The following is a 22,295-nucleotide window of genomic DNA, read 5'->3' on the forward strand; positions in this document are numbered from 1 at the left end:
GGGAGGGGGCGCGGGCTGCTCGCCCGGCCGGTCGAACCAGAGGAACAGGGCGAACGCCACCGCCGCCGACCCGGCCACCGTCGAGAGCCGCCGCACCCGCCGCCCGGCGGTGGCCGCGGCGAGCGCGGTGGTGAGCGAGTCGGCGATCTCGCCCGCCGTGGGCCGCCCGGCCGGGTCGCCCGACAGGCAGTCCTGGCACAGCGCGGCGACCGCGTTCGGCACCCCCGTGATGCGCGGCGGCGGTTCCGTACGGCAGGCCGCCTCGATCTCCTCCCAGATGGTCTCCGGGTACGGCGTGTGCCCGGTGAGCATGACGTACAGCAGCACCCCGAGCGCGTACACGTCCACGGCGGGATGGGTGGCCGCGCCGGTCAGCCGTTCCGGCGCCACGTACGGCGGCGTGCCCCGGTCGTCGTCCGGGTCGCCTTCCCAGGCGGCGATGCCGAAGTCGAGCAGTTTGGGCCCGTCAGCGGTGAGCAGCACGTTCTCCGCGGTGACGTCGCGGTGCACCAGCCCGAGCTCGTGCCCGGCCCGCAGCACCCCGGCCAGCCGCAGCGCGACGGCGGCGGCCTCGGTCCACGGCAGCGGCCCGGCGGCGACGCGTTCGGCCAGCGGGGTGCCGTCGAGCAGCGGCATCACCACGTACGCGGCCACCGCGCCGCCCGAGGTCACGGTCTCGCCGTAGTCGTAGATCTCGATCGCGTCCTGGTGGGTGAACCTGGCCGCGGCCCTGGCCTCGCTGCGCACGCGTAATCGTTCGACCGGGTCGGTGTGCAGCGAGGCGGTCAGCACCTTGACCGCGACCATCCGTTCCAGCGACTGGTCGAACGCCCGCCAGATCACCGACATGCCGCCTCTGGCCAGCGGTTCGAGCAGCAGATACCGGCGGGCCAGAAGATCTCCGGACTCAGGCCGACTCACGGACGACCAGTTCCGTGGGGAGCACCGGGTCGATGCCCGTCGCGCCGGTCAGCAGCAGCCGGGTGGCGACCGTGGCCAGCTCCTCGACCGGCTGGCGCACCGTCGTCAGCGCGGGCACGGTGTGCCTGGCCACGGGGGCGTCGTCGAAGCCGATCACCGCCACGTCTGCGGGCACCTTGCGTCCCGCCCGGCGCAGGGCCTGGATCGCGCCGGCCGCCATCAGGTCGGAGGCGGCGAAGACGGCGTCCAGGCCGGGGGCGTGGCGCAGCAGCCACTGCATGGCGTGCGTGCCCGAGGCGGCGGTGAAGTCGCCGTAGGCGACGGGAACCTCGGGCAGCCCGGCCGCGCGCAGCGTGCCGACCAGCCCGTCGAGGCGGTCGCGGGCGCCGGGCAGCGACGGCGGGCCGCCGATCGCGGCGATGTTCCTGCGCCCGGACAGCAGCAGGTGCTCGGCGGCCTGCCGGCCGCCGTCGAAGTTGTCCACGTCGGCGAACGGCAGCTTCAGATCGTGCGGCGGACGGCCGATGTTGCGTACCGGCACGCCCGAGGTGGACAGCTTGATGGCCAGCGGATGGCGTTCCCTGGCGCCGACGACCAGCACGGCGCCAGTCAGCGTGGGCAGGATCGAGGAGTTCGGGGTCACGGTGGTGACCATCAGGTGGGTGCCGTGCTCGGCGATCACGCCGCCCGCCGCCGCCAGCAGCCTGGCGTAGTAGGGCTCGGAGAAGAGCCTGGGCAGGTGGTCGCAGACGACCGCGGTGACGCCGTCGGTCGTGGTCCTGGCGGCCGAGCCCCTGGGCGCGCGCTGACGTACGTAGCCCATCCGGGAGACCGCGTCGTACACTTGCCGCCGGGTCGAGGTGCTGACCCGCACGGAGCCGGTGAGAACTCGTGAGGCGGTCGCGGGGGAAACCCCTGCGGCGGCCGCCACCTGTGCCAGTGTGGGCTGCTCTGACATGGAGCCACCTCGCGGAAAAGGTTCCCTGGGAGCGCTCCCACGTTATCAATGTTTCGCCCGCGTTAATAGAGGTTCGTTCCGGTGCCGCCGAGCTGCGGGACGGCACCGGAACGCGGTGCTCAGGGCCTTCCGCCGGACCAGGACGGGGGTTTCTCGGCCGGGTGCGGATCCCGCCAGATCTCCCTGCCCGCCGCGTCATACCCGACGACCTCGAAGCCTTCGAGATAGATGTCGCCGGTGCGCTCGTGCGTGCCGGCGAACAGCCGGATGCCCAGCTGCCACGGGTCGGGCCGGGTGGCGGCGCTCGCCGTGCTTCCGTCGGCGAAGACCAGGTCCACGCGGACGGTACGGCGATCGGCGATGCCGAACCAGCCGGGCGCGCGCTCGACCAGCTCCACCGGCATCCGGCCGCCCCCGAGGTCGGTCATCAGATGGTCGCCGTCGACCACGTGCGAGCCGACGTCCCGGCCGGCTAGCGTCCACAGCAGCGTCTTGGCAGGGTCCCTGACCAGTTCCGCGGTCAGCCCGCCGGGCATGGGCACCGGGTCGCCGGCCCGTTCGCCGCGTGGCGGCCGGTGATCGCGGTAGATGTTCGGCGCGACGGCGAACCTGGCGCCCGCCGAGTCGAAGAACTCGAACGAGGCCACGTCCGCGGTGGCGGGGACGGTCACCGTCCAGATGGCGCGCGGCGCGCCGGCCGGGCGGTGGAGCCGGCCGTCGACGTCAGGCCCGTCCTCGGTGACGGCCTTGATCCTGGCGGCGGGCTCCTTGACCGTGCCGTAGTACATCACCGCGTCGGGCTCGGGTCTGCCGCCGGTCTCGCCCATCATGGTGGCGTCGTCGTCGCCCACCGGGCGGTCGCAGGTGCCGCTGCCGCCGCCGCCCCGGCTCCGCGTGATCTCGCAGAGCACCAGCTCGCCCTCGGGCCTCCTGGCGAACCACAGCAACATCGACCGCTTCTCCGACGGGTTGTCCAGCACCTGGACGTCGCCCACCGGGGGATTGTCGCTCATCATGCCGGTGTAGAAGTCGTCCTCGACCACCGCGCCGGTGCGGTCGCCGCCGGTGCCGCCGGTCGAGGTCAGCGCGATCGGCACGGCCAGCGCGGCGGCGGCCACGCCCATGACCAGCGCCCGCGTCCTGCGGCCGCGCCGGCGCGACCCGGCCGCGATCCTGCCGGGCAGCCCGTGCGGGGCGCGCGGCGCGAGTTCCGAGGCGTGCGAGAGCGTGTCGCGCAGCCGGGATTCGAGATCGGTCATGAGACGCCCCCGTTGGTGGCCGCGGGATCGGACACGGCCGAGCGGAGCTTGCTCAGGCCGAGCGAGGCATGGCTGCGTACCGTTCCCCTGGAGATGCCGAGCACGCCGGCGATCTCCTCGTCGGTCAGCTCCTCGTAGTAACGCAGGACCAGCACGGCCCGCTGCTTGCGCGGCAGCCCTTCGAGCGCCTGCCACAGCCCCTGCTCCACGTCTGAGGGGAGCGTGTCGAGCCGGCCCCGCTCGGGCAGGTCCCAGGCCAGGTGCTCGCGCCGCCGCCGGCGCCAGACGCCGATGTGCAGCCTGGCCATGATCATGCGGGTGTAGCTCTCGGGATCCTGCTTGCGCCGCACCCTGGGCCAGGCGCGGTGCAGCCGGATCAGCGCCTCCTGGGTCAGGTCGGCCGCGTCGTGCGGGTTGCCGCTGAGCACGTAGCCGTAACGCAGCAACGCGTCGGCCCGCTCGGCGACGAATTCCGCGAAGCGGGGGTCGTCGGTCAATGCCAAGCCCTTCCTTGGTCCGTCACGACTCAGACGGACCAAGGCCCCGAACTGTTGAACCTGAGGCTAGTCGTGGGTGTCGTAGAGGACTTCACCGTCCTCGAACGGGTCGGCGGGCGGCTCGGGACGCACCGGCCGCTGCGGCTGGCAGCTCTGGCCGCAGCCGCCGAACCTGGCGGTGTCGACCGGCGTGAACGGCGTGGGCGGCACGCCCTTCAACGCCGCCAGCATGGTGTCCTTCCAGATCGGCCCGGGCACCGAGGCGCCGAAGACCGAGCCGTAGTACCGGCCGCCGATCATGACGTTGTTCAGCTTGTACTTGACCGAGCCGCGCGGGTCGCCGATGCTGACCGCGCCCGCCAGGTCCGGGGTGAAGCCGGCGAACCAGGCCGTGGACTGCGCGTCCGTGGTGCCGGTCTTGCCCGCGGCCGGCCGGCCGATGCCGCCGACGCCGCGCATCGTGCCCCTGGTGAACACGCCGGACAGGATGTCAGCCGCCGCGTCGGCCACCTCGGGGTCGAAGGCCTGCTTGCACTTGGGCTTGTAGTCGTAGCGCTTGCCGTTCCTGTCGGTGATCTGGGTGATCACCATGGGCTCGCAGTACTTGCCGCGGGCGCCGATCGCCGCGTACGCGTTGGCCACCGTGACCGGGTCCATCTCGTTGATGCCGAGCGTGAACGTCTCGAACTCCTGCAGCGGCAGGCCGTCGGAGCGGTGGATGCCCAGCGACTTGGCCGTCTGCACGGTCTCGCAGAGCCCGACCTTCTGCTCCAGCATCATGAAGAACGTGTTCACCGAGCCCCAGGTGCCGCTGGCCAGCGACTTGAATCCGCCGCCGCCCTCGTCGTTGGTGACCGGCCAGCCGGGCTCGCCCACGTTCTTGCCCTTGCAGTTCTTGAAGGACCAGTAGTTGGGCGCGCTGTAGCTGCTGCCCACGTTGAACCCGTCGTTGATCTTCATGCCCTGCTTGAGCGCGGTCAGCAGCGTGAAGGTCTTGAACGTCGAGCCGGCCTGGAAGCCGGTGCCGCCGCCGTGCTCCGCGTCGGCGACCACGTTGTACGACATCTCGTTCTTGTCCTCGTCGCCGCCGTACTTCCGGCTGGCGGCCATCGCCTTGATCGCGCCGGTGCCCGGCTGCACCAGGGCCTCGGCGGCGACCGGGTTGTCGGAGGCGTGCACGTGCTTCTTGATCGCGATCTCGGCCGCCGCCTGCATGCGCGGGTCGAGCGTCGTCTTGATCGTCAGGCCGCCCCGGTCGAGCTGCGCCTTGCGGTACTTCTTGCCCTTGCCGAAGGCGGGGTTGGTGAGCATCTCCGAGCGCACGTACATGCAGAAGTACGGGTAGTCGCTGGACTCGCAGCCGCCGGGCAGCGCGGTGCCCTTGTAGCCGAGCTTGGCCGCCTTGGCCTCCTCGGCCTCCTCCTTGGTGATCTTCTTCAGCTCCGCCATGCGGTCGAGCACGATGTTGCGCCGCTCCAGCAGCCGCTTCTTGTGCGCCTTGCTGACGTTCGGGTCGGTCATGTTCGGGTCCTGCACGGCGCCGGCCAGCGTGGCCGCCTGCACCAGGTTGAGCTGCGAGGCGCGCACGCCGAAGAACCGCTTGGCCGCCGCCTCGATGCCGTTGGCCGACGCGCCGAAGTAGGCGATGTTGAGGTACTTCTCCAGGATCTCGTCCTTGGTGTACTTCTTCTCCACCGCCATCGCGTAACGCAGTTCGCGGTACTTACGCGCGTAGCTGGCCTCCAGCGCCTTGGCCTGCTCGGCCTTGCTGTTGGCCGAGGTGAACAGGACCTGCTTGACGTACTGCTGCGTGATGCTGGAACCGCCCTGGCTGACGCCCCCCGTCGCCAGGTTCTTGGCCAGCGCGCGGAACGTGCCCTCGATGTCGATCGCACCGTGCTCGTAGAAGCGGTCGTCCTCGATGGCGACGATGGCCGTCTTCATGATGTCCGACACCTGTGACAGCGGCACGCTCTCGCGGTAGACCTCGTAGAACTGCGCGATCTGACGGCCGTTGGCGTCCAGGATGCGGGTCACCTCGGCGGGCGGCGGCTCCTTGAGGTCCTCCGGCTTGAAGCTCAGATCCTCAGACGCCGAGATGAACAGCGCTCCCGAACCCCCCACCGCGGGCAACGCTATCCCGGCGACCACCACGCCCGCGGCCACCGCCGCACCTGTCAGACGGGCGATGCTTGACAAACGGGCACCCATGCCGGCGAACCCCTCCCCGTGTTGGCATTACGGTGCATCCTAAACCCGCTTGTGACCCATTTTTTGGTGAACGGGGCTTCTGGGAGTGTGATGTGTTTCTAGGAGCTCCAGGCGGATAGTCCCAGTTCATGAGTGTTCTGGGATCGTTGCCGCGCGAACAGGCGCCGGTGGAGACACCTGCCGTCACTCCACCTGTGCATCTCTCGCTGGACCACACGCTGGGCCTGCTGCTCGATCCGTACGGGTTCGTCCAGGAACGGGCGCGTGAGCTGGGCACGGACATCTTCGAGACGCGCCTGCTGCTCCGCAAGACCACCTGCATGACCGGCGCCGACGCGGCCGCGGTCTTCTACGACCAGTCGCTGTTCGAACGGCACCAGGCCGCGCCGCGTCGCCTGATGGTGACGCTGTTCGGGCAGAAGGGCGTGCAGTCTCTGGACGGCGAACGCCACCGCGCGCGCAAGGCCCTGTTCATGTCGATCATGACGCCGCTGGGCCGCCGCCGGCTGTCCGAGATGGCCGAGGCCCGCTGGCGCGAACGCATCCCGCTGTGGGCCGGGCTGCCCCGCGTGGTCCTGTACGAGGAGGTCAGCCAGCTCCTGTGCCAGGCGGTGTGCGACTGGACCGGCGTCGTGCTCACCCCGCGCCAGGTCCCGCACGTGACGTCCATGCTGCAGTCGCTGATCGAGGGCCCGGCCGCGCTCGGCCCGCGTTACCTGCGCGGCAGGATCGAGCGCGTCCAGGGCGACCGGTGGGCCGCCGGGCTGATCCGCCAGGCCCGCGCGCGTCCGGAACGGCACGAGGGCACCGTGCTCGGCCTGTTCGCCGGCCACCGGGACACCGACGGCCGGCCGCTGCCCGCCGGGGTCGCCGCGGTCGAACTGCTCAACGTGCTGCGCCCGACGGTGGCCGTGGCCAGGTTCATCACGTTCGCGGCCATGGCGCTGCACGCCGACCCCCGTCACCACGAGCGCATCCGCGCCGGCGACGAGACGTTCCTCGAATACTTCGTGCAGGAGGTGCGGCGCTTCTACCCGTTCTTCCCGATGGTCGCGGCCAAGGTGGCCACGCCCTTCGACTGGCGCGGGCACCACTTCCCCCGGGGCCGCCGGGTGCTGCTCGACCTGCAGGGCATCGACCACGACCCGCGCCTGTGGGAGCGGCCGTGCGAGTTCCGCCCGGAACGGTTCGCGCACTGGGACGGCGGCGCGTTCGACTTCGTCCCGCAGGGCGGCGGCGACCACTACGAGGGCCACCGCTGCCCCGGCGAGTGGATCACCATCGACCTGATGAAGGTGGCGGTCACCGCGCTCACCCGCTGGATGACCTACCGGGTGCCGGCCCAGGACCTGCGCATCCAGCGGTGGCGCGCACCGGCGATCCCGAACAGCCGCTTCGTCATCAACCAGGTGTCCGCCGGCTGAGATTCGCCCAGGCGCAGGCAAAGAGGTGTGTTTACCCGGCGTCGCCGGGCGGCCGTTCTGGCAACCTCTGCCAGGGGATTCTTCCGTCACCTGGTGGAGGGGGCTGTATGCGCCGTGTCGGGGATGACGAGCACTTCAACCGGCTGCTCTCGGCGGCCAGGGCGTACTGGGGGCAGAGCCCGGGCGGCGACCGCTGCGTGGTCGCCGAGGCGTTCCACCAGGACATCCGGGTGGTGGTGCGCACCCTGCTGGTCGCCAAGGCCATCTGCGGCCTGACCTCGGCCCGGCTGGTCGTGCTCGCGGGAGCCGAGTGGAAACGGCTGGCCGAGGCGTTCGGTGCGGCCGACGACGTGCACCCGGACGCCTCCTCGGTCGCCCTGGTGACCAGCAGGGCGGACGGCGAGGCGTGGGACGTGCCGGTGATCAGGATCGAGGGCGCGGGCACGCTCAAGGCGTACGCGTCCTTCCCCGGGCCGTCGGCCGCCGCCCAGGACGACGCGATCGGCGCGTTCTTCGACCGCTGGGTCTGGCCCAACCGCGACCTGCTCAGGCCGGGCGCGGAACGGGTGGCCTGGCGGGCCAGGAGCGACTACCAGGCGCACACCGAGACCGAACGCCGCCAGCTGCGTTACTACGGCTGCGCCAGGCTCGGCATCGACCCGGCCAAGCCCACGATCGCCGTCTTCGACCACGACGGCCCGCTGTTCCAGGAGACCGCGCAGTTCGCCGCCCGCGACGACAGCGCGAACTGGCTGTTCCTCGGCCCGGCCGCGGAACGGTATCCGGCCAGGCTGACGCACCTGGCCGACACGTTGTCCACGAACCTGCTGTGGAGCATGACGGACGTGGCCGTCGCCACGCGGGCGGTCGAGCTGCCCGCGTTCGGCATCCCCGTCATCCAGCCGGTGCGTTCGGAGTGGAGCGGCTGCGGCGCCGCGCACGTCGCGGAGTCGCCGTCCGACTACTGGAGACTGCTGGACGAGGCCATCTCCAGGCACGAGAAGGGCGAGTCCGTCCTCGGCCCCGAGCAGCGGGAGCGGGCCAGGCTGTGGCTCTGGCTGCGCCGCTGCGGCGCCGACGTGCCCTCGGCGCTGCTGCCGCACTGGGAGCTGGGCGCCGACGCCGACTTCCTGCGGTCGTTCACCGTCAATCTCCGTCACGCCGAACGTGACGGCGACCTGCTCTACGACGCGGTCCGCCGCATGTGGCAGCGGCGCGAACCCATGCTGACCCGATTCGACTTCCAGGACCCGGCGGCGCTCTCGGCCGCCTTGATCCCCTCGAGGAGCCTGTCATGAGCACCACAGGACCCGCCACCGACCTCGACCAGGTGGTCCTGCCCGCGATCCCGCCCGTCCACCTGCTCAGCGGGCAGGTCTCCGCGCTGCAGGTGACCGACCGGCTGCATCGCGGCACGCAGATCGTGGGCCGCTTCGAGACGACCGGGCTGGCCGGGTTCAAGGTGGCCGCGCAGGGCCGGCCGCTGCGCGTGCAGATGTCGCTGTCGGCGGACGAGCTGTCCGTCAGCGGGTGGCACCTGGGCGAGACCCAGCCGCCGCCGCCCCCGCTGCCGCGGTTCGTCCAGATCCGCTCGCAGGGCCGGCTGCGGCAGTGCGTCCTGCTGCGCGGCCGCAAGGCGCACGCGCAGGTGGCCTTCGACCTGACCGCCGAGGAGATCCCGGACGACGGCCTGATCTGCGTCGAGGCGCTGGACATCACCGAGGGCGACGGCATCTGCGACGAGGTCCGCCAGGCCGTGGACGGCAAGATCATGCCCGACGGCGTGGCCGGGCTGCGCATCGACAAGATCGTGTTCGAGGAGCCGCCCGCGGTGGACTTCGACCCCGACCTGCTCGACGGCGCCAGGGCCGAGCTGTCGTCGCTGGTCAGCAGCGGCGGGCTGGCGAATCTCAACCGCCAGGGCCCGCGCGTGATGCGCTCGGGGTTCTTCGTGGTCAACCCGGTGCTGCGTGACACGTTCGGGTCGAGCGGGCGGATCATCCTGCGCCTCGGCAGCCGCGCGGACTCAGGCGCGGGCCCGACCGTGGTGTGGCGCAAGGTGAACAGCGAGCTGCGCTGGCTGAGGCACGCCACCCGGCGGATGATGGGCGCGGCCGCGCCGTCGGTGTCGCGGATCCTGAGCATCACCGGCGGCGCCATGGACGCGCCCCGGCAGAGCGTCAACGGCAACACCGCAGACCTGGAGCTCGACGCGCCGGCGCAGTCGCCGTACCTGGTGGTCATGGCGCCGCGCGACGGGGCGGTGCCCACGCTGGAGCTGGCCATCTCCCAGCCCTGACCGCCAGGCCGGCGTGCCCGCCGGGTGGTTAGGATCGGTGGCCATGAGCGGGGACGCGATCGACACGATCCTGCAGGAGTGGCGGCGGGAGCGGCCCGACCTGGACCTGTCGGCCATGGGCGTCTTCGGGCGGCTTGCGCAGGTGATGCGCATCCTGGAGCCGCGGGTCGAGCGCGTGTTCACCGCGCACGGGCTGCGTCAGGGGGAGTTCGACGTGCTGGCGGCGCTGCGGCGGTCGGGGCCGCCGTACACGCTGATCCCGTCGGAGCTGTCGGCGGTGCTGATGATGTCGCGGGCCGGGATGACCAACAGGATCGACCGGCTCGAAGCGGCCGGGCTGGTCGAGCGCAGCCTCGACCCGGCCGACCGGCGCAGCTTCCTGGTCAGGCTCACCGACGAGGGCCTGCGCATCATCGACGAGACCCTCACCGAGCACGCCTCGAACCTGGCCGGGCTGGCCGCGCCGCTCACCGCGCGCGACGCCGACGACCTGGCCCGGATCCTGCGCAAGCTGCTCGACGCCCAGAAAGGGTAATCAATCCGGAAAAACACTGATCACCTGTGATAACGCCGCCCAGAGGGCAGTGCACAAGGTGTGGGCACGAGCGGATTGCGAATCGAGACGACCAGGCATCTTCAGTGCACCGTGATCAAGGCCGGCGGTGAGCTGGATCACGGCGGGAGGGTCAGGTTCAGCGCCCACATCAACGCGGTATGGGACTGGTCGGCGGGGCCCGTCCTGGTCTTCGACCTGGCCGACCTGATCTTCTACGACTCTTCCGTGATCGGCGTGCTGGCGATGGCGCTGCAACGCATGCAGGACTCCGACGACGGGCGGATCATCGTGGTGCGGCCGTCCGGACATCTGCTGACGGTGCTGCGGCTGACGGACCTGATCTCCCACGTGGAGCTGCGTGACAGCGTCGACGAGACCGTGGCGGAGCTGATGCTGCGGGCGGGACCAACGGCTGACCCCCGGCTGTGCGCCGGGGGCCGCGGCCTCACATGCCGTACGCCTCGAGCAGGCGCAGCCACACCTCGCTGACCGTGGGGAACGACGGCACCGCGTGCCAGAGCCGGTCGAGCGGCACCTCGGCGGTCACCGCGATGGTCGCCGCGTGCAGCAGCTCGGCCACGCCAGGACCGGCGAAGGTGACGCCGAGCAGCACCTGGCGGCGCTCGTCCACCACGGCCTTGGCCCGGCCCTGGTAGCCGTCGGCCTGCAGGTAGGCGCCGGTCACCGAGCCCAGGTCGTACTCGACCGCGCGGACCTGGAAGCCCTCCTCGCGGGCCGCCGCCTCGGTGCGGCCGACCGAGCAGATCTGCGGGTCGGTGAAGACCACCTGCGGCGCGCCGAACCCGCCGGCCACGTCGCGCAGGGTGGGCCGGTCGTGGCCGTGCGCCCGCGCGGCGATCACGTCGCCGCAGATCCTGGCCTGGTACTTGCCCATGTGCGTGAGCAGCACGCGGCCGTTGACGTCGCCCACCGCGTACAGCCAGCCGCCGGGGACGCCGGTGGCCCGCATGCTGTCGTCGACCTCCACCGTTGAGTCGACCGGCAGGCCCACCGTGTCGAGGCCGAGCTGCCCGGTGGCGGCGCGGCGGCCGGTGGCCACCAGCAGCTCGTCCACCTTCAGCGGCGGGCCCTCCGACAGGTGCACGGTCACCTCGCCGCCGGGTTCCCGCCGTTCCACCCGGACCGCGTCGGTGTTCGTGCGCACGTCGATGCCCGCCTCGCCGAACGACTTGGCGAGCAGCTCGCTCGCGAACGGCTCCATCCTGGCCAGCAGCGCGTCGCCGCGCACCAGGAGCGTCGTCTGCTCGGCGCCGAGGCCGTGCATGGCCTGGGCCATCTCGCAGGCCACCACGCCGCCGCCGATCACGGCCAGCCGCTTCGGCACGGAGGTGGCGGCGGTGACCTCGTGGCTGGTCCACGGCCGCGCCTCGGCCAGGCCGGGCACCGGCGGGACCAGCGCGGTGCTGCCGGTGGCCAGCACCACGGCGTGCCTGGCGGTCAGGGTCCGCTCGCCGCCTTCTGGCGTGGTGACCACGACCCGCTTGACGCCGTCGAGCCGGCCGCGCCCGCGCACGAACTCGGCGGGCACGCCGCCGATCCAGCCGACCTGGCCCGAGTCGTCGTAGTTCGAGACGGCCTCGTCACGCCTGGCCAGCACCTTGCCCACGTCGATCGGGCCGAGCGTGAGCCCGGGCACCCGCGAGACCTCGCCCGCCAGGTCGACCGGGCGCAGCAGCGCCTTGCTCGGCACGCACGCCCAGTAGGAGCATTCGCCCCCGGCCAGCCGGTCCTCCACGACGGCGGCGGTCAGCCCGCCGCGCACCGCCCGGTCGATCACGTTCTCGCCGGCCGGCCCGGCACCGATCACGATGACGTCGAATTCGTCAGCCATTTCCGCCTCCCAGCCTGAACTCTCTCATGCCCGGATGGACATGCCTCGTCGTCGGGGCCGTGAACCTTTTTCGCGGCTTCCGGTGAGATCAGGTAGACGACCGGGCCGGGGGGCTCGCGCGAGAGAACCCGGCTGAACTCTCTCGTGAGGAGCCCCTTCGTGCCGAGCTTCGTGCTGCCCAAATACCGACATATCCCGCTTTGGGTGGTGCTGGTGCCTGCCATCGCGCTGCGGGGGCTCGCGATGCTGGGCTACCGGCCCGCCCTGTTCTTCTGGGCCGATTCGTTCTCCTACCTCAGGGCGGCGGCCGATCCAGTGCCTGGAACGTTCCGGCCGCTGGGGTACTCGTTGTTCCTGGCCGCGCTCTCGCCCGGACACAGCCTCGCGCTGGTGACGTTCGCGCAGCACGCGCTCGGCCTCGGCCTGGCGGTGGCGGCGTACGCGCTGCTGCGCCGGCGCGGCCTGCCCGGCTGGGGCGCGGCGGCGATGGTCACACCCCTCCTGTACGACGAGTTCCTCATCCTGCTGGAACACCTGATCATGGCCGACACCCTGTTCACCGTGCTGGTCACCGGCGGGATCATGGTGTTGCTCGGCCGGGTCACCCCGGTCACCGCGGCCTGCGGTGGCACGCTGCTCGCACTGGCCGCGCTGACCAGGACCGTCGGCCTGGTCGTGCTGGTGCTCGCGGCCGGGCACCTGCTGCTGCGCCGCGCCGGATGGCGACCCCTGGCCGCGCTGGCGCTCGCCGCGACGATCCCGCTGGCCGGCTACGCCTCCTGGATGGCGGCCACGTCCGGGACCTTCGGCCTGACCAGGGCGGACGGGCTGTTCCTCTGGTCACGCACGATGACCTTCGCCGACTGCGCGAAGATCAGGCCGGAGCCCCGGCTGGCGCCGCTCTGCCCGGACGTGCCGGTGGCCGGGCGGCCCGCGCCGCCGTACTGGCTCTGGCAGCCCTCGTCGCCGCTGCGCGAGCTGCGGGGCGACGTCAACGAGCGGGCCGGACGGTTCGCGCGGGCCGCCATCGCCGCCCAGCCCGGCGACTACCTGGCCGCTGTCGGATCGGACCTGCGCGGGCTGTGGCGCTGGGAACGCACCACGGCCAGGAGCGCGGCGATGAAGAAGACCAACCCGTACTGGTTCCCGTTCGAGGAACAGCCGCTCGGCGACCGGGCGGCGGCCGAGTCGTACGAGGGCGGCCCGGCGGCGACCAGGATCGCCGAGCCGTTCGCCGGCTGGCTGCGTGCTTACCAGCGCGTCGGCTACCTGCCGTTCCCGCTGCTGGTGACGTCGCTCGCGGGCACGCTGGCGGCGGCGGTGATCAGGCGGATGCCCGACGCGCTGCTGCCCGGGCTGGCGGCCGCCGCGCTCATCCTGGCGCCGCCGTTCACGAACGGCTTCGACGTGCGTTACGTCGTCCCCGCGATCCCCCTGGCCTGCCTGGCGGCCGGGCTCGTCCTGGCGGGAAGGTCGAGCCCGGCCGGCCCGCTACGGCTCGGGGACGGTGGGCCTGCCCTCCACCCAGCCCGCCTCGATCGTCGTCGTCATCGTCTTCGGCAGTAGCGGCTTGCCCTTGAGCAGGGTCTCCACCCGGCGCGACGTGATCGTCATGGCCTCGGTGTCGACCACGACCTCCTCGGTGACGGAGTGGTCGGGCTGCTTCTCGGTGAAGGCGATCCTGGTGCCGCCGTCGGCGGTGGTGACGCCGGGGACGGCGAGCAGCGCCCGGTAGGCGGCCTGGCGGACCTCTCTGGAGACCGGCAGCTCATGCAGCACGGAGACGTACGAGCTGAACAGGAACCGGTCCAGGTGCTCGGCCGGGACCGGCCGTTCGCCCTCGGCCGGTGCCTTGACCAGCCAGTCCTTCAGCGCCTGCGGGTCGGTCGGCAGGGCGCTCAACTCGGCGTACGAACGCTGGTCACGGGCCAGGAACCACTCGGGGACACCCTCGATCCGGGTGAGGCGGCCCTTGCCCGGCGCGAGCTGATGCCGCACCAGCATGCCCTCGGTCCGGTAGCGCCACTTGACCGGCGAGCCGTCGCGCCGCCACGCCGCCCGGTCGGCCGCGCTCTTCGGCCGCGCGCCGAGCTCACGGAAGCCGCTCCACCTGCGGCCGTCGGGCAGGCTCCAGTCCTCGCTCACCCGCCGCGTCTCCAGGTGGTACGGGTCGTCGCCGCCCACCGGGTGATGATCCGTCCTGGTCGTCACGGTCCTGACCCGCCAGTACCTGCCCGCCGGGGCCGCCGCGACGGCGTCGTCCGCCCGCTGAGCGGGGAAGTCGGGCCTGCTGTCGGTCCAGACGCTCTCCTGGACCGCGGTGAACCGGATCAGCTCGCCCGTGTCGAGCGCGAACGTCTCCTCGGCCAGCGGCTCACCGGTGCCGGAGTCGACGATCAGCCGCATCCTGACCTGCTCGCCCGCGCCCATGGGGTCGGGCGTCAGGTACGTCACCGCCTGGCCCGTCCTGCCGAGCTGGTCGGTGGCCTGGCCCTGCGCGCTGACCCCGGGCAGCGACGCCATGAGCTGGTAGGCGGCGGCCCGCGTCTCGGACGTGACCGGCAGGTGGATGATGAAGCTGGACAGGTTGTGCAGCAGCGCGGGCAGGTCGCGCGAGTCGGTCTCGAGCAGCTCGCGCAGCCCCTCCGGGGTGGTCGGCAGCTCGTCCATCCTGGCCAGCGGCTTGTCGGCGAACATCAGCCGCCAGTCCACGTCCTCGGACCTGATCGAGGTGGCCTCGCCGGGCTCGGCCCGCAGCACCTCGCGCTCCGCGCCGGTCCTGGCCCGGTAGGTCCAGCTCGTGGGCGAGCCCGCGGCCCGCCAGGCCGCCTCGTCCTGCGGGGTGGCGGGCCTGGCGCCCAGGTGCCGCTGGACGATCCAGTGCGGCTCGGTGATCGCGCCGACCGGGATCCAGGTCTCCTCGGCCTCGGTGCGCTGCAGCGTGTAGCGGTCGTCCGGGTCGCGCAGGCGTACCCCGCGCACCAGCTTGTTGCCCCACCACGCGCCCTCGCTCGGCTGCCTGGAGATCGAGGTGGCGGCGGCGAGCAGGATCTGCCGCGCCGTGGGCGGCTCCTGCGGCACGGCGGTCGTGGAGATCACCACGGCCGTGGCCGCGGCGGCGGCGCTCACGCCGAGTCCGAGCGCCAGCCAGCGGCGCCGCCCGGCCGTGCGCTCCCTGGCGATCACCCGGTCGAGCCTGGCGCGGCCGCGCGTGAACGTCTCCCGCGACGGCCCGGGCACGGCGAGATGGTCCCGCACCGCGGAAAGGTCATCCATCCGAATCTCCGATCATGGGGTTGACGCCGCCGAGGGCGTCCCGCACCTTCCTGCGCGCCCGGTTGAGCCTGGAGCCGACCGTGCCGTACGGGATGTCCAGTGACGCGGCCACCTCCTCGTAGCTGAGCCCGGCCACCGCCACCAGCAGCAGCACGTCCCTGTCGCCCGCGGAGAGCCCGGCCAAGGCGGCGGAGAGCGGCCCCCGCACGCCCGCCGCCGCCACCCGCGCGGTCACCCGGTCCTCGTGGCCGGACTCGGCCGTCTCCGCGACGGGCGCCCGGCGGAAGGCGGCCAGCATGCGGGACAGCCCTCGGCGATGCCCGGCGGCGAGGTTCGTCGCGATGCCGTACAGCCAGGGCCGCACCGCGCCGCGGTCCGGGTCGTAGGCGCGCCGCTTGCGGAAGGCGGTCAGGAACGTCTCCGCGGCCAGGTCGTCTGCCGCCTCCGGGCCCAGCCTGGCGGCCAGGTAGCGGTAGATCTCCTCGAAGTACCTGTCGTAGAGCACCGAGAACCGCTCGGGCCTGCGCACGGACTCCTGGATCACCGAGGCGTCGTCGGTCTCGATCGGCGGGCCGCCCACGTCTGGGGGAGCGGTCATCGGGGGTCCCTTCTGTCGCTTACACCCCTACTCCACCGATCCCGGGTTTCGCCTTCACGGTCTCGTCGGCTCGCGTTCACCCGTGCGCCGTAGCGTTCGCATCCGCCGTATGCCAGGAGGATCAGATGGGCAGTCGCTATCCCACGTCCGTGCCGTACCGGGCGGCCACCGACGGGTACCACACCTTCCGCATCCCGGCCGCGGTGGTGACGGGGCAGGGCACGGTGCTCGCCTTCGCCGAGGGACGGCGGGGCTCGGCCGGGGACTCCGGGCACATCGACCTGGTGCTCAAACGCTCCACGGACGGCGGCGAGACCTGGAACGCGCTCCAGGTCGTCGCCACCGAGCCGCGCCGCGGCACCGCCGGCAACCCGGCGCCGATCGTCACCGACGACGGCAGGATCGTGCTGGTCTTCGTCCGCCAGGGCCCGTCGGCCACCGAGGAGAAGATCAGGCGCGGCCAGGTGCCCGCCGCCGACGGACGCCGCGTGTTCGTGACCGTCAGCGCCGACGACGGCCTCACCTGGTCGGCGCCCCGCGAGATCACCTCCAGCGTCAAACGGCCCGAGTGGCGCTGGTACGCCACCACCCCCGGCCACGCCCTGCAGCTCAGGCAGGGCCCGCACGCCGGGCGGCTGGTCGTCCCGGCCAACCATTCGCTGCCGCCGTCAGGATCGGACAACGGGACCGAGGGCAGGTACAACGGCGGCCACGCGCTGCTGAGCGACGACGGCGGCCGTACCTGGCGCATCGGGTACGTCGACGACAACCCGGACGGCTACGTCAACGTCAACGAGACCACCGCGACCGAGCTGCCCGGCGGCCGGATCTACCTCAACACCCGCACCGACTCCACCGCGCCGGGCACCAGGGCCGACGCGTACTCGGCCGACGGCGGCCGGACGCTCGAACGCCCCTTCCGCCCCCAGGCCGGCCTGGTCGGCCCGGTCGTCGAGGGCAGCGTGCTGAGCTGGGAGTCGCCCCGGGCGCTGCTGTTCTCCGGCCCGGCCGCGCCCGACGCCCGCGCCCTGATGACGATCAGGGTGAGCACGGACGAAGGCGTCACCTGGCGGCCCGCCCACACGGTCTCCGGGCTGCCCGCCGCCTACTCGGACCTGGTCGGGCTCGACGGCGACACGGTGGGCCTGCTGTTCGAGACCGGCGACTTCGGCCCGTACGAGCAGATCGCCTTCCGGCGCGTCCCGGCCGCCGAGCTCCTGGAGTAAATGTACATTTGTTTATAAACGCCAGGGCGAGGAGACAGCGATGGGCCGGCCGCGCACGACCAGCGACGAGCAGATACTGAAGGCCACCGCCCTGGCCATCGACCGGCACGGCGTGGGCAGGCTGACCCTGGCCGCCGTCGCAGAACAGGCCGGGCTCGCCCCCGCCACGCTGGTGCAGCGCTTCGGCTCCAAGCGCGGCCTGCTGCTGGCACTGGCCAGGCAGTCCGCGCCGGTCGCGCGCGCGCCCTTCGAGCGGGCCGGCGCGGCGCACGACTCACCGCTGGCCGCGCTGCACGCCGCGCTGGACACGCTCGCCGCGGGCGTGCGCACGCCGGAGAGCCTGGCCAACAACCTGAGCTTCCTGCAGCTCGACCTGACCGACCCCGAGTTCCGCGAACCCGCCGCGCGGCACGCCAGGGTGGTGCACGAGGAGATCACCGCGTTGCTGGCGGCGGCCGTGGCGGCGGGGGAGCTGGCGGCGGGCACCGACGTCGACGGGCTGGCCCGCTCGGTGCACGTCGCCTACAACGGGGTGCTGCTGCTCTGGGCGCTCACCGGCGACGGCACGCTCTCCGCGGCCCTGCGTGCCGACGTGGACCGGCTGCTGGAGCCGTACCGGGCCGGGTGACTAGTGCGTGGCGCGCATGCGGGGCAGGTGCCTGCGGGCCGGCGGCGCGGGATCCCTGGGTCTGCCGAGCGCGTCGTCCACGGTGTCGTGGAGCGGTAGCAGCGGCCTGCCGTGCGCGGCCGTCAGCTCGATCATCCGGCGCAGCGTGGGCCCGGCCTCGGCGATCGCCAGCCGGCCGCCCCGCGCCTGCAGGGCCCGGTGCGTGGCGGCCAGTTGCGCCAGGCCGTTCATGTCGCAGAACCACAGGTCGGCGGCGCACACGACGACGTGCTTGACCATGGAGCCGGGCAGCGGGCCCAGCAGGGCGGCCAGCACGGGCCGGGTCGTCGGGCCGAGCTCCCCGGTCAGCGCGATCACGAGGGTGTCCGGCCCGATCGGGACGAGCCTCACCGAGAGCTGCATCATCGCGTTTCTCCGTCCGTGGCCCCGCGCGATGGGACGACCGCCACCCCATACTCCACCCGTGGCGGTGCCGCGTCACTGGTCCGTTCGGGTCAGGCCCACGGACCGGCCTTGGGGCGTTCCTCGGCCGGCCCGACCAGCGGGTTGGGCAGCGTGGCCCAGCTGTCGCCGGGGGGCGTGCCGTCCAGGCGCATCAGCGTCAGCGCCTTGACGGGCAGGACGGGGCCGAACAGCGCGGCCCGGTCGGCGCGGGTGTCGGCGTCGTCGGGCAGCTCGTCGAAGGCCCGGCGCGCGGCGCCGGCGACGACCGCCCACAGCGCCTGCTCCGACGCGGGCCCGCCCCGGCCGAGCGTGGCCACCAGGCCGCCGAACGTGCCGCCGACCAGCGCGGCGAACAGCTTCGCGCGCAACGCCTCGGGGTCGTCGACGAGCAGCCGCGCCGGCAGCGGCGGCGGCGTGACCCCGGCGCGGGCCAGGCGGGCCGGGCTGAGCCTGACGTCGGCCAGGTCACGGTAGACCAGCCTGACCGGGTCGCCCCGGCCGTCCACGACGACCAGCAGGTTCTGCCCGTGCGCCTCCAGGCCGACGCCCAGCGCCAGCAGGCCGAGCGTGGTGTCCATGGCCAGGCGGGCGAACGCGGCCAGCCAGCCCGCCGGGTCGCGGCCGGCCGGCAGCCGGTGGATCAGCTCACGGCCGTGCACCGGCCTGGTGGTCAGCGCCGCCACCGGGATCACCCGCTCGCCCGGCCCGGCGAACCGCGCGGGCGGCTCGCGCAGCAGGACGGCGGCGTCCGCGCTCGGCCCGGCGTCGGTGACGGCCGCGGCCCCGGCCAGGTAGCGGGCCACGCGCAGCCGTCCGCCGAAGCGTTCGCTCAGCTCGGCGACCAGGTCGGACAGCGGGACCGCGACGCGTACGGAACCGGCGGAGATGTCGCGGACCGCGGAGGTCAGCCGGGTGGTGAGCGAGGTCTTGACGTGCGCGCCGCCGTCGGCGGGCGCGAGCGTGCGCACGGACATCTGCGGATGCGCCGCGATCGCCCCGGCCAGGTACGGCCGCAGCCCCAGCTCGGGCAGCACGTGCATGGACTGCCAGGGGTGTACGGGCAGCAGCAGCCGGTCGCCGTCGGTCAGCGAGGCCGGCCAGCGGCCGGAGACCAGGGCCTGGGCGCGCGGGACCGCCAGCAGGTCGAGCGCGACCACCGGCCGGTGCTCCGGCAGGTAGGCGAGCTGCTCGGCCACCGAGAAACCGGGACGGGTGCGGCAGCACGGATGGTAGGGATGCCCGTCGACCACGCTCTGCTCGTCGTATTCCGGCGAGCGCGGCCCGTAGCCGGCCAGGTTCGCCTGACGGTCGGCGTACGCGGCGGCTCCCGCGCGTGACAGCGCCAGCGAGGCCACGCTGTTGTCCACCTCGGCGATCAGCCGCTCGCCGCCCGGCAGCGCGATCGCGTCGAGCAGCGCGGCCGGGTGGGTGTAGGCCACCCCGTCCAGCCACAGCAGCGCCTCGCCCCCGCTGTCGTACGGCGAGCGCTCCGGCCCGGTCACCCGCCTGCCGTCGGCCAGCCACACGCCGAGCGGGCCCCGCGAGCGCACCCCGGGCAGCGGCTCGAAGCGCAGCGCGCGCCACAGCCGCCCGAGCACGGCCGCCCGGGCGCCGGCGAGCGCGGCGGCGTAGCGCTCCGACAACCCGGGACGTACGACGGCCAGCTCCGCGGCGAAGTCGGCCTCCAGCCGCCGCGCCCCGGTGCCGGCCGGATGCGTGATCATGATGGATGGCCACCCTTGGACACTGATCGATACAGCCGGTAGGACAGGTCGTCATGGCACACTACATTGACGGCCCGCCCATGATCGACGGCCCGTCCGTCGAGCCGGATCGCGAGGTCTGGGAAGGCGCCGCCGCCCTGGCGACGACGGCCCTGCTCAACTGCCTGATCCGCGAGGTGGCCCGGCCGGAGCCAGGTGCGGGGCCGCGGGCGTACCTGCTGCCGGCCACCGGGCGCGTGCTGCGGGTCGGCGGGGGGCGGTTCCCCGCCTGGCCGGAGCTGCGCACGGGCCGCGGCTGGGTCCCGCTGACGCTGGACACACTGGCCGCGCTGACCGCGGCCGAGCTGCGCGCGGGCACGGGGGTGTCCAACGACGCCCTGCTGACCGAGATCCTGCACAGCAAGGACGTCACCGAGTCGCTGCTGGCCGCCCGCCGAGCCGCGACGCCGCCCGACGACCTGTACGTACGTTCCGAGCAGGCGCTCATCGCCGGGCACCGCTACCACCCGGCGCCCAAGGCCCGTGGCGGCGCGGGTCCCGCCGCCTGGCTGCGCTACGCGCCGGAGGCGCACGCGAGTTTCGCGCTGCCGCTGTTCGGCGTGCCCGCCGAGGCGCTGGTGGAGGAGGGCGACGTGGCGGCGCTCGGCCGGCTCGGCCCGCCGCCCGCCGACGGGCTCTTCCTGCTGCCCGCGCACCCCTGGCAGGTCGAGCTGCTCGGCGGGCTGCGCGACGGCCGGCTGCACGAGCTGGGGACGACGGCGATGACGGCGGTGCCCACGTCGTCGGTGCGCACGGTGTACCTGCCGGAGGCCGACCTGTTCTGCAAGTTCAGCCTGGACGTGCGCATCACCAACGACGTCAGGCGGCTGTGGCTGCACGACCTGCGCTGGCTGACCGTGGTCGCCGACGCGGTGCGCGCCGCCTTCGACGACCTGCCGGGCCCGCGGCCCGCGGTGCTCTCCGACCGCGGGTACCGCAGCGCCAGGCTGGGGCTGGACGGCGGCGAGGCGCTGGCGGTGATCGTCCGCGACGGGCTGCGCGAGCACCTGCGGCCCGGGCTGACCGCGCTGCTGACGGCCGGGATCAGCGAGGGCTTCCCGGGCAACCCGCTCGACGGGCTGACCGGCGAGCAGGCGCTGTCCTGGTGGCAGGGGTATCTCGACCACGTGGTGCCGCCGGTGCTGCACGCGTACCTGCGGCACGGCGTGGTGCTGGAGTGCCATCTGCAGAACGTGCTGATCGGCGTGGACGCGCACGGCCGGCCGGCGCAGGCGATCTTCCGCGACCACGAGGGCGTCAAGCTGGTCGCCGAGCGGCATCCGGGGCTGGACGCCTCCGCGCCGGTGGTGGGCGCGGGCTACGGCTGGGAGCGGCTGGTCTACTGCCTGGTGACCAACAACCTGCTGGAGATCGCCGGCGCCATCGAGGAACGCCACCCCGGCCTGCGGGCCGAGCTGTGGGCGCGGGCCAGGGCGGTGGTGTTGGCGTGCGCGGCCGAGCACGGCGATCCCGAGGAGCTGCGGGTGCTGCTGGCGTCCGCGTACGTCCCGGCCAAGACGAACCTCATGCTGCGCTGGCTGAACGCGGGCGGCGGCGAGATGCGCAGCGTCCCGATCGACAATCCGTTGCGACTCTTTACGCCATAAGCTATCCTCGCGGCCGGAACGCTTTACGGCGTATGGAGATCGGGGAGGGTCCATGCTCACAGCGGAACTGCACGACGGGAACACCATCGACATCGAAGTGCACGGCGAAGGGCCGGCACTGCTGCTGCCGGTCAACCCGACGCCGGTCGAAGGCGAGCGGGCCGAGGAGATGCGCGCGTGGGGGGTCGATCCCGCGCTGGGCCGTTCGCTCATCGACGGGCTGCGCGCCGGCTTCCGCGTCGTGGCCTTCGACTACGAGGGGCACGTGCTGAATACGCCCAAGCCCGACACCCTCACGCCCGCCAACATCGCCCGCGACCTGCTGGCCGTGGCCGACGCGGCCGGGGCCGAGCGGTTCGCCTACTACGGCTACTCGTGGCTGGCGCTCAGCGGGCTGCAACTGGCCGTGCGCACCGACCGGCTGACCGCGCTGGCCATGGGCGGCTTCCCGCCGCTCGGGGGGCCCTACGCGGAGATGCTGAAGGTCACCGCCGCCACCCACGCCAGGTCGGGCGGCGACGCGGCAGAACAGCAGGCTGCGGCGGCCGAGCCCGGCGACTGGGGGGCGGCCGAGGTGACCATGTCCAAGGCGCAGACCCAGCAGTTCGTCACGCTGTACGAGGAGCTGCGCGGCTTCGACGAGCGGGCCGCCCGGGTCTCCTGCCCGCGGCTGTGCTTCGTCGGCACCGGGGACGAGATCGTCTACGACGAGCGGTGGGGCGGGGTGGTCGTCAGCATGGCAGCGGCGGTCGCCGGGCATCGGGCGGAGATGGAGA

Annotated in this window: 20 protein-coding genes; 10 read left to right on the plus strand and 10 right to left on the minus strand. The window is 72.9% G+C overall.

What is annotated here, in order from left to right:
* From HII36_RS40700 to HII36_RS40720, 5 genes are all read right to left on the minus strand, one after another.
* A partial coding sequence (locus HII36_RS40700) for a serine/threonine-protein kinase (protein WP_173528681.1) occupies positions 1-921 on the minus strand: 921 nt, incomplete at its 3' end.
* The gene (locus tag HII36_RS40705) at positions 908-1,879 is read right to left on the minus strand and encodes a LacI family DNA-binding transcriptional regulator (protein WP_173528682.1); all 972 of its coding nucleotides are present in this window, start codon (positions 1,877-1,879) and stop codon (positions 908-910) included. The genes HII36_RS40700 and HII36_RS40705, both read right to left, overlap by 14 nt.
* Before the next feature lie 119 nt (positions 1,880-1,998).
* Complete coding sequence (locus tag HII36_RS40710) at positions 1,999-3,138, minus strand: hypothetical protein (RefSeq protein ID WP_173528683.1); 1,140 nt, start codon at positions 3,136-3,138, stop codon at positions 1,999-2,001.
* Positions 3,135-3,641, minus strand: a complete 507-nt coding sequence (locus HII36_RS40715) for a SigE family RNA polymerase sigma factor (protein WP_236004401.1) — start codon at positions 3,639-3,641, stop codon at positions 3,135-3,137. Before HII36_RS40715 ends, HII36_RS40710 begins: the two co-directional genes overlap by 4 nt.
* A 60-nt stretch (positions 3,642-3,701) precedes the next feature.
* Positions 3,702-5,834, minus strand: a complete 2,133-nt coding sequence (locus HII36_RS40720; RefSeq protein ID WP_328808118.1) for a transglycosylase domain-containing protein — start codon at positions 5,832-5,834, stop codon at positions 3,702-3,704.
* A gap of 140 nt (positions 5,835-5,974) precedes the next feature.
* On the opposite strand from HII36_RS40720, the gene HII36_RS40725 reads away from it, so the two are divergent.
* The 5 genes from HII36_RS40725 to HII36_RS40745 all read left to right on the plus strand — a co-directional run bounded on the left by HII36_RS40725 (position 5,975) and on the right by HII36_RS40745 (position 10,614).
* Complete coding sequence (locus tag HII36_RS40725; RefSeq protein ID WP_173528686.1) at positions 5,975-7,270, plus strand: cytochrome P450; 1,296 nt, start codon at positions 5,975-5,977, stop codon at positions 7,268-7,270.
* A gap of 107 nt (positions 7,271-7,377) precedes the next feature.
* Positions 7,378-8,568, plus strand: coding sequence for a hypothetical protein (locus tag HII36_RS40730; protein WP_173528687.1), 1,191 nt, complete (start codon positions 7,378-7,380; stop codon positions 8,566-8,568).
* Complete coding sequence (locus tag HII36_RS40735; protein ID WP_173528688.1) at positions 8,565-9,569, plus strand: hypothetical protein; 1,005 nt, start codon at positions 8,565-8,567, stop codon at positions 9,567-9,569. Before HII36_RS40730 ends, HII36_RS40735 begins: the two co-directional genes overlap by 4 nt.
* Positions 9,570-9,612: 43 nt before the next feature.
* Entirely contained in the window at positions 9,613-10,104 is a 492-nt protein-coding gene (locus HII36_RS40740) for a MarR family winged helix-turn-helix transcriptional regulator (protein WP_173528689.1), read from the plus strand.
* Positions 10,105-10,179: 75 nt separating this feature from the next.
* Positions 10,180-10,614, plus strand: coding sequence for an STAS domain-containing protein (locus HII36_RS40745; RefSeq protein ID WP_173528690.1), 435 nt, complete (start codon positions 10,180-10,182; stop codon positions 10,612-10,614).
* Here HII36_RS40745 and HII36_RS40750 read toward each other — a convergent pair.
* Positions 10,571-11,977, minus strand: a complete 1,407-nt coding sequence (locus tag HII36_RS40750; protein ID WP_173528691.1) for a dihydrolipoyl dehydrogenase family protein — start codon at positions 11,975-11,977, stop codon at positions 10,571-10,573. The genes HII36_RS40745 and HII36_RS40750 overlap by 44 nt on opposite strands.
* A gap of 204 nt (positions 11,978-12,181) precedes the next feature.
* On the opposite strand from HII36_RS40750, the gene HII36_RS40755 reads away from it, so the two are divergent.
* Positions 12,182-13,543: a hypothetical protein gene (locus HII36_RS40755; RefSeq protein WP_173528692.1), complete on the plus strand. Its 1,362-nt coding sequence runs from the start codon at positions 12,182-12,184 to the stop codon at positions 13,541-13,543.
* Here HII36_RS40755 and HII36_RS40760 read toward each other — a convergent pair.
* Together HII36_RS40760 and HII36_RS40765 are read right to left on the minus strand one after the other, a co-directional pair.
* The gene (locus HII36_RS40760) at positions 13,469-15,253 is read right to left on the minus strand and encodes a hypothetical protein (protein WP_173528693.1); all 1,785 of its coding nucleotides are present in this window, start codon (positions 15,251-15,253) and stop codon (positions 13,469-13,471) included. The two genes, HII36_RS40755 and HII36_RS40760, sit on opposite strands and share 75 nt — an antisense overlap.
* The gene (locus HII36_RS40765) at positions 15,246-15,851 is read right to left on the minus strand and encodes an RNA polymerase sigma factor (protein ID WP_173528694.1); all 606 of its coding nucleotides are present in this window, start codon (positions 15,849-15,851) and stop codon (positions 15,246-15,248) included. Before HII36_RS40765 ends, HII36_RS40760 begins: the two co-directional genes overlap by 8 nt.
* Positions 15,852-15,976: 125 nt before the next feature.
* Between HII36_RS40765 and HII36_RS40770 the strand changes: the two genes are divergently transcribed.
* Both HII36_RS40770 and HII36_RS40775 read left to right on the plus strand, forming a co-directional pair.
* The gene (locus HII36_RS40770; protein ID WP_173528695.1) at positions 15,977-17,077 is read left to right on the plus strand and encodes a sialidase family protein; all 1,101 of its coding nucleotides are present in this window, start codon (positions 15,977-15,979) and stop codon (positions 17,075-17,077) included.
* 40 nt (positions 17,078-17,117) lie between these two features.
* On the plus strand, positions 17,118-17,705 hold the full coding sequence (locus HII36_RS40775) for a TetR/AcrR family transcriptional regulator (protein WP_173528696.1): 588 nt from the start codon (positions 17,118-17,120) through the stop codon (positions 17,703-17,705).
* Here HII36_RS40775 and HII36_RS40780 read toward each other — a convergent pair whose 3' ends face one another.
* Positions 17,706-18,110, minus strand: coding sequence for an STAS domain-containing protein (locus tag HII36_RS40780; protein WP_173528697.1), 405 nt, complete (start codon positions 18,108-18,110; stop codon positions 17,706-17,708).
* Positions 18,111-18,199: 89 nt separating this feature from the next.
* Positions 18,200-19,873 (minus strand): IucA/IucC family protein, encoded by a 1,674-nt coding sequence (locus HII36_RS40785; protein WP_173528698.1) that lies wholly within the window; start codon positions 19,871-19,873, stop codon positions 18,200-18,202.
* A 53-nt stretch (positions 19,874-19,926) separates the two neighbouring features.
* On the opposite strand from HII36_RS40785, the gene HII36_RS40790 reads away from it, so the two are divergent.
* Positions 19,927-21,519 carry an IucA/IucC family protein gene (locus tag HII36_RS40790; protein WP_236004402.1) on the plus strand — a complete coding sequence of 531 codons (1,593 nt, stop codon included), beginning with the start codon at positions 19,927-19,929 and terminating at the stop codon, positions 21,517-21,519.
* A gap of 52 nt (positions 21,520-21,571) precedes the next feature.
* The coding region (locus HII36_RS40795; RefSeq protein WP_173528699.1) for an alpha/beta fold hydrolase at positions 21,572-22,295 on the plus strand (724 nt) is incomplete at its 3' end.

This window comes from Nonomuraea antri, from assembly GCF_013283785.1.
Taxonomy (GTDB): Bacteria; Actinomycetota; Actinomycetes; order Streptosporangiales; family Streptosporangiaceae; genus Nonomuraea; species Nonomuraea antri.

What these genes read in the sequence shown, in the direction of transcription:
- HII36_RS40735 (WP_173528688.1), top strand. Translation starts at nt 8,565, where the DNA reads ATGAGCACCACAGGACCCGCCACCGACCTCGACCAGGTGGTCCTGCCC.
- HII36_RS40785 (WP_173528698.1), bottom strand. Translation starts at nt 19,873, where the DNA reads ATGATCACGCATCCGGCCGGCACCGGGGCGCGGCGGCTGGAGGCCGAC.
- HII36_RS40790 (WP_236004402.1), top strand. Translation starts at nt 19,927, where the DNA reads ATGGCACACTACATTGACGGCCCGCCCATGATCGACGGCCCGTCCGTC.
- HII36_RS40770 (WP_173528695.1), top strand. Translation starts at nt 15,977, where the DNA reads ATGGGCAGTCGCTATCCCACGTCCGTGCCGTACCGGGCGGCCACCGAC.
- HII36_RS40705 (WP_173528682.1), bottom strand. Translation starts at nt 1,879, where the DNA reads ATGTCAGAGCAGCCCACACTGGCACAGGTGGCGGCCGCCGCAGGGGTT.
- HII36_RS40780 (WP_173528697.1), bottom strand. Translation starts at nt 18,110, where the DNA reads ATGATGCAGCTCTCGGTGAGGCTCGTCCCGATCGGGCCGGACACCCTC.
- HII36_RS40775 (WP_173528696.1), top strand. Translation starts at nt 17,118, where the DNA reads ATGGGCCGGCCGCGCACGACCAGCGACGAGCAGATACTGAAGGCCACC.
- HII36_RS40710 (WP_173528683.1), bottom strand. Translation starts at nt 3,138, where the DNA reads ATGACCGATCTCGAATCCCGGCTGCGCGACACGCTCTCGCACGCCTCG.
- HII36_RS40760 (WP_173528693.1), bottom strand. Translation starts at nt 15,253, where the DNA reads ATGGATGACCTTTCCGCGGTGCGGGACCATCTCGCCGTGCCCGGGCCG.
- HII36_RS40725 (WP_173528686.1), top strand. Translation starts at nt 5,975, where the DNA reads ATGAGTGTTCTGGGATCGTTGCCGCGCGAACAGGCGCCGGTGGAGACA.
- HII36_RS40765 (WP_173528694.1), bottom strand. Translation starts at nt 15,851, where the DNA reads ATGACCGCTCCCCCAGACGTGGGCGGCCCGCCGATCGAGACCGACGAC.
- HII36_RS40730 (WP_173528687.1), top strand. Translation starts at nt 7,378, where the DNA reads ATGCGCCGTGTCGGGGATGACGAGCACTTCAACCGGCTGCTCTCGGCG.
- HII36_RS40740 (WP_173528689.1), top strand. Translation starts at nt 9,613, where the DNA reads ATGAGCGGGGACGCGATCGACACGATCCTGCAGGAGTGGCGGCGGGAG.
- HII36_RS40750 (WP_173528691.1), bottom strand. Translation starts at nt 11,977, where the DNA reads ATGGCTGACGAATTCGACGTCATCGTGATCGGTGCCGGGCCGGCCGGC.